The organism is Stenotrophomonas sp. 2201_Sma, assembly GCF_056486685.1.
Genome location: NZ_CM151329.1, coordinates 3085251 through 3099866 on the forward strand (window position 1 = coordinate 3085251; position 14616 = coordinate 3099866).

Here is a 14616-nt window from a genome sequence, read left to right on the forward strand (position 1 = left end):
GATGCTCCCCTCAACGTCCGCGCAGGAACCAGCGGTCGATCTCCGCCAGCGAAAAACGGGCCCAGGTCGGCCGGCCGTGGTTGCACTGGCCGGATCGCTCGGTGATCTCCATGTCGCGCAGCAGGGCGTTCATTTCCGGCACCGTCAGCCGGCGATTGGCACGCACAGCGCCATGGCAGGCCATGGTCGACAGCAGTTCATCGCGCGCGCTCGCTACGCGGCGGCTCTGGCCGTGCTCACGCAGGTCGGTCAGCACATCGCGCAGCAGCCCCTCCGGCTCGGCGTGGGCCAGCAGCGCGGGAATGCTGCGCACATGCAGCGAGCCCGGGCCGGCCCGCGTCACCTCGAAACCAAGCGAGGCCAGCGTCGCGGCCTCGCTCTCTGCGGTATCCGCTTCGCGTTCGCCCACCGCCAACGTGATCGGCACGAGCAACGGCTGCGACTGCAGGCCGATACCATCGTGCGCGTTCTTCAGCCGCTCGTAGCCGATGCGTTCGTGCGCCGCGTGCATGTCGACCACGATCAGGCCTTCGGCATTCTCGGCCAGGATGTAGATGCCGTGCAGCTGCGCGATCGCATACCCCAGGGGCGGCACGCCCGCGTCCGCACGGGTGTCCGGCAGGCCGTTTCCGCTCTGCATCGCAGGCTGCGCGGTGTCGCCTTCGCCTGCAGCAGGCGTGGCATAGAGCGCAGCGTAGGCGGCCGGCGCATCGGCAACCTGCAGGCCCAGCGGCTGCTGCGGGCGCCATCCCTGATATCCGCCACCGCCGCCCGCCCCCGGAGCAGGACCACGGACCAGACCGAATCCGGACGCGCCCACGGTCGATGCCGCCGCTGCTGCCCCCGCTTCCGCTGCCTGCCCGGCACCTGCACCGATCTCCTGCGCCGACACGCCGGCTCGGGTATCGGCCAGCGCGTCCTTCAACGTGCGATAGACGAAATCATGGACCAGCCGCGCATCACGGAAACGCACTTCGTGCTTGGCCGGATGCACGTTGACGTCGACGCGCGTGGGGTCGAGTTCCAGGAACAGCACGTAGGCCGGTTGCCGGCCATGGAACAGCACATCGCCGTAGGCCATCTTCACCGCGTGGGCAACGCTGCGGTCGCGCACCGAACGGCCGTTGACGTACAGGTACTGCTGGTCGGTACTGGCCCGCGAATAATGCGGCTGCGCGATCCAGCCGTGCAGGCGCAGGCCCGCGCCGCTGTGGTCCACGCGCACCGCCTGCAGCGCGAAATCATCGCCCAGTGTCTCGGACAGGCGCGCGTCCGAATACAGGTCACCCGGCTTGTAGCGGCGTGATGCCTTGCCATTGTGCGAGACCCGCAGCTCGACGTCCGGCCGCGCCAGCGCCAGCGAGCGCAGCCATTCTTCGATGTGCCCCAGTTCGGTGCGCTCGGCGCGCAGGAACTTGCGTCGCGCGGGCACGTTGTAGAACAGCTCGCGCACTTCCACCGTGGTACCCGGTGCGTGCGCGTGCGGCGTGACCTCGCCGATCTTGCCGCCATCGATCTGCAGCGCGGAACCGTGCTCGTCATCTGCGCGGCGCGACGCCAGGGTGAAACGACTGACCGACGCGATCGATGGCAGCGCTTCGCCGCGGAACCCGAGCGTGGCCACCGACTCCAGATCGTCCAGGTTGGCGATCTTGCTGGTGGCGTGCCGCGAGACGGCCAATGGCAGCTGCTCCGCTGCGATGCCACTGCCGTTGTCGCGGATGCGGATCAGGCGCACGCCGCCTTCTTCCAGGTCGATGTCGACACGGCTGGCGCCGGCATCGATCGCATTCTCGACCAGCTCCTTGACCACCGACGCGGGGCGCTCTACCACCTCGCCGGCGGCGATCTGGTTGATCAGGATGTCCGGCAAAGGCCGGATCGGGCGCGGGCCGGGCGCGCTCATGGGGCAAGGTAGGCAGCAGACTTCATGCGTCGATGATAGCGGAGGTACCGCGTGGAGAGTCGAGCCGGGTCACCTGCGCGATGCCGATGATGCGCCACGCCCCAGGCATGGCCCGTCCAACAGGGTGCGGCCTACTTGCTGCCGCCGGCCATGGTGGCGGCCGCGTCGATCTCGGCCTGTGCGCGGGCCGCGTAGAGCGTCCCCGGCGGCGGCTGCCGGCTGAAGAACGTGTGCACGCCATCAAGCACCGCACCGGCGATCTTGCGCTGGTAGCCCGGGTCGATCAGGCGGCGCTCCTCGTCCGGATTGGAGATGAAGGCGGTTTCCACCAGCATCGCCGGCATGTCCGAGGTGCGCAGCACCGCGAAGTTGGCGCGCTCGATGTTTGGCTTGTGGTTGTTGCCGATCCGCTTCAGTCCACCCAGTACGTGGCCGGCCGCATCTTCGGACGCTTTCATGTAACCGCTCTGCGCCAGATCGAGCAGAACGTTGGCCAGCGTGCCTTCAGTCTGCTGCAGGCGCACACCACCGACCAGATCGGCGGCGTTTTCCTTGTCCGCCAGCCAGCGCGCACGCTGCGACGAGGCACCCTTGGTGGACAGCACGTACACCGATGAACCGGTCGCCGAGCGGTTCTCGGCGGCGTCCGCATGAATCGAGATGAAGATGTCAGCCTTGTTCGCGCGGGCCTTCTGTGCGCGCATCGGCAGCGGGATGAACACGTCGCTGTCGCGGGTCAGATAGGCTTTCAGGCCCGGCGTGGCATTGACCTGACGGGCCAGCTCACGCGCCACCGCCAGGGTGACGTCTTTCTCGCGCTTGCCGGTGGGCCCGATCGCGCCCGGATCCTGTCCGCCGTGGCCGGGATCGATCGCCACCACCAGGTGCCGCATGCCAGGCTGCATGCGGATGCGCGAAGCGTCGCTGGGCATCGCCGGACGCGGCGGTTCGGGCGGCGGCGATGCCGGTACCGGTGCCGGGGCTGGCGGATTGCTCACCACCGCAGCGGTGCGCTGGCCGGCCAGGATCGCCGCGGGCGACGATGCCGGCGGGGCACTGCTGGCGCTGGTGCCCGCAGCGGCCACCTGCACGGGCGCGGTGGACGGCGCCGGCGTGGGCGCGGCCGGGGCGGCAGCCGTGGCACTGGCCTGCTGCTGCACCTGCGCGGTCAACAAGGCGGTAGCGCGGGCGGCGTCGCTGCGCGTCTGCATGCTGGGTGCCGTCGTCTGCGTGGTCGTGGCAACCGGAGCCGGCGCCGCAGCGGCCACGCCCGGGCTGTCACCCGGCCATTCGATCACCAGCTTCGACGCCTCTCCTTCGCGCTGCATCTGCGGGCGGAACGGCGCCACGGACTCCGCAAGATCGAAAACAACACGGAAGGTGCCCGGAACCGGTTGTCCGGTGCGCACTGCCGTCACCACGCCCTGCGCGGCCGGCATCTTCAGGTTGCGCACGGCAGTGGAGTCCGGGAAATCGACCACCAGCCGGTTCGGGTTGGCCAGCGACAGCGTCTTGTAGCCGCCACTGCCAACCAGAGAGATTTCCGCGCGGGTGCCGGTGGAACCTGTATTCAGCTGTACCTGGCGGACTTCACCCGCCCACGCGCTGAGGCACGCCAGACCCAGTCCGACGGCGGCACAGATGGCGATGAGACGGTTCCCCAGGCGCATGGCTCAGGATTCAATCACCGCGCTGAACGGAATGCAATACCTTTTTCCTTAATAATCCGTAACCTGCCGATCTTTGTTCTCGTCAGGCGACAGAAACAGGCCGCAAGTCTCCACCTTCGGCCAACCGCTGCAGCCATTCCCGGCCGGCGTCGCTGAGCCCACTGAGACGCGCCCGGCGCCCCTGGCCCTCGATCTCCAGCGCCACGACCAGGTCCGTCGGCGGCAATGCGCCCGCCCCCCGTTCCGGCCACTCGACCAGCCACAGCACCGCACTGCCCTCGTCCAGGCCCAGGAAATCCAGTTCCCCGGCCTGGCCGATGCGGTACAGGTCCAGATGCCACGCCTCGCCACCACTGGCCAGCGGATAGCGCTCGACCAGGGTGTAGGTTGGGCTGCGGATCGCACCCTGCACGCCCAGCGCACGCAGCAGCGCACGCGCCGTGGTGGATTTGCCGGCGCCGAGGTCGCCGCGCAGCTCGATCAACGCCTGCGGCGGTCGCGTGGCCGCCAGCCATTGCCCGAGACGTTCGGTGGCATCGCTGTCGGCAAGGAAGAATTCGTTCATGGGGAGCGTTCCGGATTGGCCAGCCGCCGCAGGGGCGCCAGCAGGTCGGTGGGAAGCAGACCACGCGCGCCGTCGATGGCAGCGGCGTCGCCGGCAAGCGCGTGCAGCAGGGCGCCGCCTGCTGCGGCATCGAATGCGTCCAATCCCTGCGCGCGCAGTCCAGCAATGACGCCGGTCAGCAGATCTCCCATGCCGCCGACCGCCATGCCCGGATTGCCGGCCGCGATCAGCCGCGGCAGCCGCGCAGGTGCCGCGACTACACTGCCGGCACCCTTCAGCACCACCGTGGCGTGATAGCGCTCGACCAGCGCCTGCGCGCTGCCGAAGCGATCGGCCTGTACCTCGGCGGTACTGCAGCCCAGCAGGCGTGCAGCCTCTCCCGGATGCGGCGTCAGGATGGCATCAGGCACCGCGTGCGGGTTCTGCGCCAGCAGATTCAGGGCATCGGCGTCGATCACCAGCGGACGCCCGCAGGCGAGCACGCTGGCATGCAGCGCACGCGCCCAGTCGTCCTGGCCAAGGCCCGGCCCGATCGCAACCACCCGTGCGCGGTCCAGCAGCGCAGGCAACGCCGCGCCATCTTCCAGCGCATGCGCCATCGCCTCGGGCAGGCGCGCAAGCATCGCCCCCACATGCTCACGACGGGTGCCGACACTGAGCAGTCCGGCACCGGCACGCAGTGCGGCCTCGGCCGCCATCACCGCTGCGCCACCACTGCCGTGGTTGCCGCCCACACACAGCACATGCCCGGACTCGCCCTTGTGGGTGTTGGCCCGGCGCGGCGGCAGCAGCGCCCGCAGACGGTCGCCGACCCAGCGTTCCGCGCTGGCCGCGATGCCTTCCCGCGCCGCCTCCGGCAGGTCCAACGGCGCCAGCCGACGCTGGCCGACATGATCCAGCGCGTCGCCGGTGTACAGGCCCCGGTGGCAGACAATGAACTGCAGGGTGACCGCCGCGCGCACCGCAACGCCGGGAACGCCGCCCTGATCGGCATCGACACCGCTGGGTACATCCAGTGCCAGCACCGGCGCCGGAGAGGCGTTGAGTGCTTCGATCAGCGCCTGCGCCATGCCGGCCGGGGCCCGATCCAGGCCGAGACCGAACAGCGCATCCACGCCGACGTCGGCGACCGGCAGCTGGCCGTCGAATTCGATGCTGCTGCCGCCGGCGGCAGCGAATTCCGCCGCTGCCTGCTGCGCCAGCGGCGTGGCGGGCAGCCTGCCCGGCAGGGTGATCACCTGCACCTGGCGGCCCGCCTGCAGCGCATGGGTCGCCAGTACGTAGCCATCGCCGCCGTTGTTACCGGCGCCAGCCACCACATACAGACTGCGGGCATCCGGCCATTGCTGCAGCAGGCACTGCCAGCCCGCCAGGCCAGCCTGCGCCATCAGGCTCCAGCCACCATCACCGGCAAGCGCCGACGCGCGGGCGTCCAGCGCGCGCGCAGCAGCGGTGTCGAACAGAAGAGAGAGATCGGGCATGCCGGGATTTTATACTGGTGCACATGTCCTCCGTCCCCGCCCCTGCCCCAGCCGACCCGGTCCAGGCCGTGCAGCGCATCCGCGAACTGGCCCGTGCACACGGTTTCCAGCGCTGCGGCATTGCCGGCATCGAGCTGGGCGAGGACGAGGCACACCTGGCCGACTGGCTGGGCCAGGGCCTGTACGGGACCATGGACTGGATGGCACGCCACGGCACGCTGCGCGCACGCCCGGCGGAACTGCTGCCGGGCACGGTGCGGGTCATTTCCGTGGGCATGGACTACAGTCACCGCGACGATACCGAAGCCTGGGCGACCCTGGCCGATCCCGGCCGCGCCTACGTGGCGCGCTACGCGCTGGGGCGCGACTACCACAAGCTGATGCGCAACCGCCTGCAGAAGCTCGCTGCGCGGATCAACGATGAAGTCGCGCCACTGGGCTACCGCGTTTTCGTCGATTCGGCACCGGTGCTGGAACGGGCCCTGGCCCGCAACGCCGGGCTCGGCTGGATCGGCAAGCACACCTGCCTGATCGATCGCCAGGGGGGCTCATGGTTCTTCATCGGCGAGATCTACATCGACCTGCCGTTGCCGGTCGACGCGCCCGCCACTGCGCACTGCGGCACCTGCACGCGCTGCATCGACATCTGCCCCACGCGCGCCATCACCGGCCCGCAGCGGCTGGATGCGCGCCGCTGCATTTCCTATCTGACCATCGAGCATGACGGCGCGATCCCCGAGGACATGCGGCCACTGATCGGCAATCGCATCTACGGCTGCGACGACTGCCAGCTGGTCTGCCCGTGGAACAAGTTTGCCAAGCGCACCGATGAAGCCGATTTCCGCGCACGCAACAACCTGGACACCGCGCGCCTGGATCAGCTGTTCGCCTGGGACGAGGCGGAATTCCTGCGCCGCACCGAGGGCAGCCCGATCCGTCGCAGCGGCCATGAGCGCTGGCTGCGCAACATCGCTGTGGCACTGGGCAACGCGCCGACAGCGCCGCAGACCCTGGCCGCACTGCAGACCCGCATCGATGATCCCTCGCCGCTGGTGCGCGAGCACGTGCAGTGGGCGCTGGCACAGCACCGCACGACCTGAGCCGGGCGTGCCCGGCGCGCGCCAACGTGCGATCCTGAGTGCCCGCTCCACCCGCAGCGCGCCGTACCCATGCAGCCACGCAACAACGACATTCTCACTCCCAGCCAGCTCAACACGCTGGCGCGCGACCTGCTGGAAGGCAGCTTCCCGGCGATCTGGGTCGAAGCCGAACTGGGGAGTGTGGCCCGCCCTGCGTCCGGGCACCTGTACTTCACCCTGAAGGACGCACGGGCACAGCTGCGTGCGGCGATGTTCCGGATGAAGGCGCAGTACCTGAAGTTCGTACCGCGCGAGGGCATGCGCGTGCTGGTGCGTGGCCGGGTGACCCTGTACGACGCACGCGGCGAGTACCAGATGGTGCTCGACCACATGGAGGAAGCCGGTGAAGGCGCGCTGCGGCGGGCGTTCGAGGAGCTGAAGGCGCGCTTGGACGCCGAAGGCCTGTTCGATCCTGCACGCAAGCGGGCGCTGCCCGCGCATGTGCGGCGGCTGGCGGTGATCACCTCGCCGACCGGCGCCGCCGTGCGCGATGTGCTGAGCGTACTGGGCCGTCGTTTCCCGCTGCTGGAGGTGGACCTGCTGCCGACCCTGGTGCAGGGCTCCAGCGCCGCCGCGCAGATCACCCGCCTGCTGCAGGCAGCCGATGCCAGTGGTCGCTACGACGTGATCCTGCTGACCCGCGGCGGCGGTTCACTGGAAGATCTATGGGCGTTCAACGACGAAGCGCTGGCGCGCGCGATCGCCGCCAGCGATACGCCGGTCGTGTCGGCCGTCGGCCACGAGACCGACTTCAGCCTGAGTGATTTTGCCGCCGACCTGCGCGCGCCGACACCGTCGGTGGCGGCCGAGCTGCTGGTCCCCGACCAGCGTGACCTGGCCCTGCGCCTGCGCCGCAATGCCGCGCGGCTGGCACAGCTGCAGCGCCACGCGGTAGGACAGGCCATGCAGCGCGCCGACCGTGCGCTGTTGCGATTGAATGCGCAGAGTCCGCAGGCCCGGCTGGACCTGTTGCGGCGCCGCCAGCTTGAGCTGGGCCGGCGGCTGCACGCGGCCTTCAACCAGCAGCAGGAGCGCCGTGCCGCGCGCCTGCGCCATGCTGCCGCGGTGCTGCGTGGCCATCATCCGCAGCGCCAGCTGGACGCGATGCAGCGTCGCCTGTCGGCCCTGCGCGGACGCCCCCATGCAGCGATGCAGCGGCTGCTGCAACGCGATGCGCTGCACCTGCGCGGCCTGGCCCGGTCCCTGGAAGCGGTCAGTCCATTGGCCACGGTGGCACGCGGTTACAGCATCGTGACCCGTGCCGATGATGGTGCACTGGTACGACAGGTTGAACAGGTCCAGCCCGGCGACGCACTGCAGGCACGCGTGGGCGACGGCGTCATCGACGTGCAGGTCACCTCGGTCAGGTAAGCGGGGGCCAAGGCGCAGCCCGGCGTGCGCCTTCCTACCTGGCCGCCTCGCAGAACTGCTTCCGGTACTCCAGCGCCTTCGGCATCAGGGCCTGCAGATTCTGGATCCGGGTTCCCGGGTTGGGATGGGTGGAGGCAAACTCCGGCGGCGACTGACCACCACTGGCCTGGCCCATCCGCTGCCACAGCGGCACCGCTTCGCGCGGATCGAAACAGGCAGCCGCAGCCAGCATCAGCCCCACCTCATCGGCCTGGGTCTCGTGGCTGCGTGCGTAGGGCAGCAGATAGCCATAACCCATCGCCGACATCACCATCTGCTGCTGCTGCGCATCCATGCCACTGGCAGCCCCGGCCATCTGCCCGATCTGGGTCAGCTTCTGCTGTGCCATGCGCTGCGCTCCATGGCGCAGCAGCGCATGGGCGATCTCATGCCCCATCACCACCGCCATCGCATCCTTGGTCCGCGCCACCGGCACCAGACCGGTATAGACCGCCATCTTCCCGCCCGGCAGGCAGAAGGCGTTGGCCTGCTCGGAGGGGATCACGTTCACCTCCCACTGGAAGCTGCGCGCGAAATGGGCCGGCTCCACGCCATGCTCCCGCGCCAATGCGGTCTCCACCACATCGACCTTGGCGATCAACCGCTCGGCAATCGCACGCACGTCACGCGAGATCTGCGCGTTCGGGTCCAGTGGCCGCTCCTGCGCCAGGATCTGCTGGTAGGCCTGCAGGCCCAGCGCGGTTTCCTGCTGGGCATCCAGGCTGCTGTCGATCATGACCTTCTCGCCGGTATAGGGATCGACCGTCCGGTTCGAAAACCAGTAAAAGGCCGCGTAACCCGCCGCCAGCAGCAGTACCCACCAGCGGATGTTGCCGAACAGGCCACGCCGCTGCGGGCCCTGCGGCGAGCGGGAAAATGGGTCGTTGCGCATGCGGTGGTCTTCCGGCTGGCCCCGCCGGCCGGCGGGCACGGCGCAATCTTAGTGTGCCGGAGCCCGCGCCGGGTGAAGCCGGCCGCTCAGATGCCGCGTACCAGGCGGAACCCGATGCGGGCGTTGGTGGTGTCCGAGTCCTGCGACTGCCGCCAGGCCGCCCGGGTCTGCTCGGGAGAGTTCGCCCAGTTGCCTCCGCGGATCACCCGCGCCCGGCAACCCGGGTTGAACCAGGCCACGCCGTCGGAGGGCGCACGCCGGTAGCTGGAATGCCAGCAGTCGGCCACCCATTCGCTGAGATTGCCGGCCATGTCGTGCAGGCCGAACGCGTTGGCCCGGAAGTTCGCCACCGGCGCCGGGCCCCACCAGCCATCGCCATAGCCGATGAACGCGTTGTGCCAATGCCGGCCAGACGGCGAGACATCCTTGCTGCCGGTGAAGTTGCCGCTGCCCGGCGGGGGCGTGCCTGCATCCCCCCAGGGATAACGGCCGCTGCTGCCGGCGCGCAGCGCATACTCGAACTCGGCCTCGCTGGGCAGCCGGTAGCTGTAGCCGGTCTGCTCGGACAGCCACGCGGCATAGTTTTCCGCGTCGCGCACGCTCACATGCATCACTGGCGCATTGCCCAGCGCGCGCGCGCCGTCGTAATCCGAGCGCCAGTCGACACCGCTGCGGCGGATGAAGTTGCCGCTGCGCTCGTCATAGACCACCGAATGACCGCGACGGGTCGCGCGTGGGCGGGCATTGGTGGCTTTGACGTAGCGCTCGAAATCGCTGACAGTCACCTCGGTGATGGCCATCGCGAAACCGCGGTCAAACCGCACGTAATGCGAAGGGCGCTCGGCATCGGTGGCGCCGGGCTCGGCATCCCCTGCGCCCATCTGGAAGCCGCCATGCGGCACCACCACCATCTGCGGGCCACGCCCGCCATCGCGCATCGCGTCGCTGAACACCTGGCCGGGACGGAAGCTGCCGTAATGGGTTGCCAGATCGATGCGCTCGCGCAGCTGCGCCACGACCGCGTCGCCGGGCAGCGCGATGCGCAGTGCTTCGGCCAGCTTCTCGCGTGCAGGTTTCAGGCCCTGCGGCGTCGCCAGGTCGCGCAGGCCCTCGTCGCGCAGCTGCGCCAGGGTGTTGGCCCGGATCTGCTCGATGCGCTCGAAGGCGTCGGCGATGGTCGGAGAGGAATCACGGACCTTGCTGGCTTCGGCCAGCCAGGTGCCGGCACTGGCGAAGTCACGGCGGCGGGCGGCCTCCTCGGCACGCCGGATCAGGCCGCTCTCCGCCGCAGCAAGGCCTTGGCGTGCGCGGCGGTTGCCCTCGTCAAGCGCCAACGCCTCGCGGAAACTGCCGATCGCGCCGTCACCGTCCTCGCCGATCCGGTCCGCGCGCAGGTCCTCCTCGCCGGCCCGGTTGTAGGCCACCACGCGTTGCGCGATCTCCACCCGCGCCTGCAGGGCACGCACCTTTTCATCGTCAGGGGCCAGGGTCAGCAACACCAGCGCCTGGCGTCCCGCTTCGGCCAGCGCCTCGCGCTGCTGCAGCGGCCGTACCAGCAAGGCGTCGGTCTGCTGCAGCAGGCGCTGGCGGGCACGCTGCAGGCCAGCACGGGCCTGGCGGTCGTCAGGCACCTCCTCCTGCACCGCCAGCCACAGCGGGATGGCGGCATCGCCATCCTCGTACAGCCGATCCTGGGCAAACGCCTGCTCGGCGGCCCTGCGCAGCTGCGCCAGGCTGCGCCCCTCCCGATCGACACGGGGCGGCGTCCACTGCTGCACGTCTTCGGCGGCATCCTGACCGGCGATGGTCACGCTGCCCTGCACCGCCGGCCGATCCTCCGGCGCCGGCGGCGATGCCGCCTGGCCGGAACCCTCGCCGGCCTTGCCTGCCGGTGTCGGCGGTGACGGGGTGCAGGCGACCAGAGCCAGGGCCAGGCTGGCGCACAGCGCGGACGACAGCGGAAAACGCAAGCAGAGCCTCCTTCGGCACGGACGCGGACCGACGTTAGGCTATTCTCCCCTGCCTGAGCAAACCCGAGTAGCAGGCCCTGACCCGTGGCAATCTGGATCACCACCCCCGCCGAGCTGGATGCGTACTACCAGCAGCGTCCCACCCGCATCGGTCTGGACACCGAATTCATCCGTGAACGCACCTTCTGGCCGCAACTGGCGCTGGTGCAGATGGCGGTCGGCGAGGACATCCTGCTGATCGATCCGCTGATTCCCGGCATGCCCGAAGCACTGGCCCCCTGGCTGACCGATACGTCGATCATCAAGGTGATGCACAGCGCCAGCGAGGATCTGGTGGCCTTCAAATGGACCTGCGGCGTGCTGCCACGACCGCTGTTCGATACCCAGATCGGCGCGGCGCTGGCCGGCATCGGTGCCGGCATGGGCTACCAGAAGCTGGTGCAGGAGATCACTGGCGTGACCCTGGCCAAGGGCGAGACCCGCTCGGACTGGATGCGCCGCCCGCTCTCCGAGTCGCAGCTGCAGTATGCCGCCGATGACGTCGAGCACCTGTTCGCGCTGCATGACGCGATCGACGCGAGACTGCAGGCGATGGGACGCCAGCAGTGGCTGCACGACGACGCTGAACGCCTGTTGGCCAGCGTCGCCAACGATGAGGACCGCTGGCCGCACCTGTCCATGCGCTCGGCCCAGTTCCTCGATGCCGAGGCACAGCGACGCCTGCTGCGCCTGCTGCGCTGGCGCGATGTGCAGGCACGCCAGAGCGACCGGCCGCGCAGCTGGATCCTGGACAACGAACTTGCCGCCCTGCTGGCGCGCTCGCCACCGGCCGATGTCGACGCGCTCGCCAAGCTGTTCGAGCCGTTCCCGAAGGCGCCGCGCAAGCTGACAGCCGCCGTGTGGCAGGCCCTGGACACTCCGCTGGCCGACGAGCAGGACGCGCCGCTGGCAACCCAGCCCACCGACAGCAGCAAGAAGACGCTGAAGAAAATGCAGGACGCCGTGGCCGAATGCAGCCGCGAACTGGGCCTGGCGGACGGCGTACTGGCCTCGCGCAAGCACCTGGAAAGCTACCTGGAGCACCGCCAGTGGCCGTCGGCGCTGGCCGGATGGCGCCAGCAGGCGCTGGAATCGCGCCTGCAGCCATTGTTGCCGGTGCGCTGACAACCCGCTGCAGCAACGGAAAGGGGCGGCCAGGATCACCGGGCCGCCCCTTCCCGCAACCGTTCGATTACCAGTTCATGTTCAGCGACACACCCACGGTACGCGGCTCGTTGTACACCGCGGCCATGTAGTTCTCGATCACGCCCTTGAGATTCTTCTCGTTGGTGATGTTGCGTGCGAACAGCGCGACTTCATAGGCACCGTAGTTGCCGGAGTAACCGATCTTCAGGCCGCCCTCGAAGTCCCCCTTGGAGTTGAACTCCTTGCTGTCATACAGCACGAAGCTGGTATAGCCCTGCTTGTTCCAGTCGGTGGACACGAACATCGTGGCCGCGTCGCTGACCGGGAAATCGTAGCGTGCGGCCAGGTTGACGTTGTACTTCGGTGCGTTCGGCAACGGGTTGCCGTCGATCTGCGCGAAGGTGTTCGCACCCACCTTGATGGTCGGATCATCCACCGTGCACACCACCTGGCCATTCAGGCCGCAGACCTGCGCGTACACGCGCTTGTCCTTGATTTCGCTGTGCAGCAGGCTGACACCGGCGCTCAGGGTCAGGTTGGGAACCGGACGCAGTTCCATGTCCGCTTCGAAACCATACGCCTTGGCCTTGTCTGCGTTGAACAGCACGCCGTTGCCGTCCGAATCGTTACCGTTGAGCTGGATATCGTTGACGGTGTAGGTAAACGCGGTGGCGTTCAGGCGCAGGCGGTTGTCCCACAGGCTGCTCTTCACGCCGGCCTCCCAGGACAGGATGGTCTCCGAGTCGGCGGTGGTGAAGTCGGCATTGAACACCGCCGAACGGCCCTGGATGGTGGGCCCACGGAAGCCGCGCGCCACCTTCGCATAGACGCTGACGTCCGGCGTGATCTGGTACATCGCACTCAGGTCCCAGCTGGGCGTGGTATCGGACATCCTGACGTCGGTGCGGCCCTTGTAGGTCACCACCCCGGCAGCGGTGTCGGCGGTCTTCAGCAGCCGGGTGTGCTTCTCGTCGCGGGTCTGGCGCAGGCCGGCGGTCACCGTGAACCTGTCGGTGAAGGCGTAGCTGAGCTGGCCGAAACCGGCCCAGGAGGTGTTCTTGTTGCGCAGGCGTACCCAGTTGTTCGGATTGCGCGCAGCGCCCTGCAGGAACCAGGCACGCTGGTAGAAGTCGGTGGTGTCGCTGCCGTTGAAATAGAACGCGCCGGCCTGCCACTGCAACGCGCTGTCGTCATGGCTGGCCAGACGGAATTCCTGGGTCCACTGGTCCAGGTCGCGGATCCGGCCCATCGACTGGCCGTAGCCGTTGGGCACGCCGTTGACCGGATAGTTCACCGCAGCACCGCCATCGGTATCGCCACGGCTGTAACCGGAGGTGGTTTCATACGCGGTGATCGAAGTGAAGTCGATCGCGCCGAAATCATAGCGCGCCTTCACCGAGCCACCGTAGGTCTTGTAGGCCTGCGGGTTGTTGTCGGCTTCGTCGTAGGCGACCTGGTCGCGCGGCACGTCGGTGCGGTTGGAACCCTTGGTCAGCGCACCGCGCAGGAACAGGGTCGAGGTGCCTTCGTAATCGCGCGCGTGTGCCGAGGCAAGGATCGAGAACTGCTCGCTCGGCGTCAGCAGCAGTTGGGCGCGGACGTTGCGGTCATCGAAACCGCCCATGGCGTTCTTCTTCGGGCTGACGGTGCCATCCGCACTCGGGCCGCTGTAGGTGTTGTCGACATAGTCGTCGCGATGCTGGTACAGGGCCGACACGCGGAACGAGGCGATATCGTTGATCGGACCGCCAAAGCCGCCATCGATCGACACGCTGTTGTAACTGGCGTAGCTGGCGCTGACGCGGCCGGTGTAGTCCTGCGTCGGCTTGAGCGTGTCGAACTTGACGATGCCGGCCGTGGTGTTGCGGCCGAACAGCGAACCCTGCGGGCCGCGCAGCACTTCTACCTGGTCCACGTCGTAGACCGGATTGGACTTGAGCACCACGTGCTCCAGCACCACGTCATCCTGGATGATCGACACCGGCTGGGAAGCACCCAGATAGAAATCGATGTTGCCCAGCCCGCGGATGTAGAAGCGCGGGAAGATGCGACCGGTGGTGGTTTCCGCATACAGGCTCGGCACGCGGCCGGACAGCGCCAGCAGGGTGTCGTCGCCGCCGGCGGTGAAGTCGCGCATGCGCTCGCCCTGCACGACGCCCACCGACACCGGCACCTCCTGCAGGTTCTGCTCACGGTGTTCGGCGGTCACGGTGATGGTATCCAGCCCGGTGGGGGTCGGCGCACTGTCCTGCGCCGCGGCGCCGAAGCTGCCGACCAGCGCCAGGCCTGCGCAGGCCAGCGCGAGCGGATGGCGACGGAAGGAAACGTGGGAAGACGACATGCCCGACAGACGGCGGGAATCGGTATGGGAAGGCATCGAAAGCTCTGAGGAGACGTC

Annotated in this window: 10 protein-coding genes; 3 read left to right on the top strand and 7 right to left on the bottom strand. The window is 68.6% G+C overall.

The annotated features are described in order from the left end of the window. Window positions 1–10 precede the first annotated feature (10 nt). The 4 genes from mutL to ACZLIF_RS14365 all read right to left on the bottom strand — a co-directional run bounded on the left by mutL (window position 11) and on the right by ACZLIF_RS14365 (window position 5622). A complete protein-coding gene (gene mutL / locus ACZLIF_RS14350; RefSeq protein ID WP_128988766.1) occupies window positions 11–1906 on the bottom strand; it encodes a DNA mismatch repair endonuclease MutL in 1896 nt (631 codons plus the stop codon). 131 nt (window positions 1907–2037) lie between these two features. Continuing rightward, the gene (locus tag ACZLIF_RS14355; RefSeq protein ID WP_128988768.1) at window positions 2038–3576 is read right to left on the bottom strand and encodes an N-acetylmuramoyl-L-alanine amidase; all 1539 of its coding nucleotides are present in this window, start codon (window positions 3574–3576) and stop codon (window positions 2038–2040) included. An 82-nt stretch (window positions 3577–3658) separates the two neighbouring features. Further along, window positions 3659–4141, bottom strand: a complete 483-nt coding sequence (tsaE, locus tag ACZLIF_RS14360) for a tRNA (adenosine(37)-N6)-threonylcarbamoyltransferase complex ATPase subunit type 1 TsaE (protein ID WP_111186443.1) — start codon at window positions 4139–4141, stop codon at window positions 3659–3661. Beyond that, complete coding sequence (locus ACZLIF_RS14365; protein ID WP_128988770.1) at window positions 4138–5622, bottom strand: NAD(P)H-hydrate dehydratase; 1485 nt, start codon at window positions 5620–5622, stop codon at window positions 4138–4140. The genes tsaE and ACZLIF_RS14365 overlap by 4 nt, the downstream gene beginning before the upstream one ends. Window positions 5623–5645: 23 nt before the next feature. Between ACZLIF_RS14365 and queG the strand changes: the two genes are divergently transcribed. Together queG and xseA are read left to right on the top strand one after the other, a co-directional pair. Next, complete coding sequence (queG, locus tag ACZLIF_RS14370) at window positions 5646–6722, top strand: tRNA epoxyqueuosine(34) reductase QueG (protein ID WP_111186445.1); 1077 nt, start codon at window positions 5646–5648, stop codon at window positions 6720–6722. A 69-nt stretch (window positions 6723–6791) separates the two neighbouring features. Continuing rightward, window positions 6792–8132: an exodeoxyribonuclease VII large subunit gene (gene xseA, locus ACZLIF_RS14375; RefSeq protein ID WP_128988772.1), complete on the top strand. Its 1341-nt coding sequence runs from the start codon at window positions 6792–6794 to the stop codon at window positions 8130–8132. Window positions 8133–8166: 34 nt separating this feature from the next. On the opposite strand, the gene ACZLIF_RS14380 is transcribed toward xseA, so the two are convergent. Then, a complete protein-coding gene (locus ACZLIF_RS14380; RefSeq protein ID WP_053520218.1) occupies window positions 8167–9063 on the bottom strand; it encodes a M48 family metallopeptidase in 897 nt (298 codons plus the stop codon). A gap of 86 nt (window positions 9064–9149) precedes the next feature. After that, window positions 9150–11033: a formylglycine-generating enzyme family protein gene (locus tag ACZLIF_RS14385; RefSeq protein ID WP_128988775.1), complete on the bottom strand. Its 1884-nt coding sequence runs from the start codon at window positions 11031–11033 to the stop codon at window positions 9150–9152. Window positions 11034–11117: 84 nt separating this feature from the next. Between ACZLIF_RS14385 and rnd the strand changes: the two genes are divergently transcribed. Further along, complete coding sequence (gene rnd / locus ACZLIF_RS14390; protein WP_053520336.1) at window positions 11118–12197, top strand: ribonuclease D; 1080 nt, start codon at window positions 11118–11120, stop codon at window positions 12195–12197. A gap of 67 nt (window positions 12198–12264) precedes the next feature. Here rnd and ACZLIF_RS14395 read toward each other — a convergent pair whose 3' ends face one another. Next, the gene (locus ACZLIF_RS14395; protein ID WP_128988777.1) at window positions 12265–14595 is read right to left on the bottom strand and encodes a TonB-dependent receptor; all 2331 of its coding nucleotides are present in this window, start codon (window positions 14593–14595) and stop codon (window positions 12265–12267) included. Window positions 14596–14616 lie beyond the last annotated feature (21 nt).

What these genes read in the sequence shown, in the direction of transcription:
- ACZLIF_RS14395 (WP_128988777.1), bottom strand. Translation starts at nt 14,595, where the DNA reads ATGCCTTCCCATACCGATTCCCGCCGTCTGTCGGGCATGTCGTCTTCC.
- xseA (WP_128988772.1), top strand. Translation starts at nt 6,792, where the DNA reads ATGCAGCCACGCAACAACGACATTCTCACTCCCAGCCAGCTCAACACG.
- ACZLIF_RS14380 (WP_053520218.1), bottom strand. Translation starts at nt 9,063, where the DNA reads ATGCGCAACGACCCATTTTCCCGCTCGCCGCAGGGCCCGCAGCGGCGT.
- ACZLIF_RS14355 (WP_128988768.1), bottom strand. Translation starts at nt 3,576, where the DNA reads ATGCGCCTGGGGAACCGTCTCATCGCCATCTGTGCCGCCGTCGGACTG.
- tsaE (WP_111186443.1), bottom strand. Translation starts at nt 4,141, where the DNA reads ATGAACGAATTCTTCCTTGCCGACAGCGATGCCACCGAACGTCTCGGG.
- ACZLIF_RS14365 (WP_128988770.1), bottom strand. Translation starts at nt 5,622, where the DNA reads ATGCCCGATCTCTCTCTTCTGTTCGACACCGCTGCTGCGCGCGCGCTG.
- queG (WP_111186445.1), top strand. Translation starts at nt 5,646, where the DNA reads ATGTCCTCCGTCCCCGCCCCTGCCCCAGCCGACCCGGTCCAGGCCGTG.
- mutL (WP_128988766.1), bottom strand. Translation starts at nt 1,906, where the DNA reads ATGAGCGCGCCCGGCCCGCGCCCGATCCGGCCTTTGCCGGACATCCTG.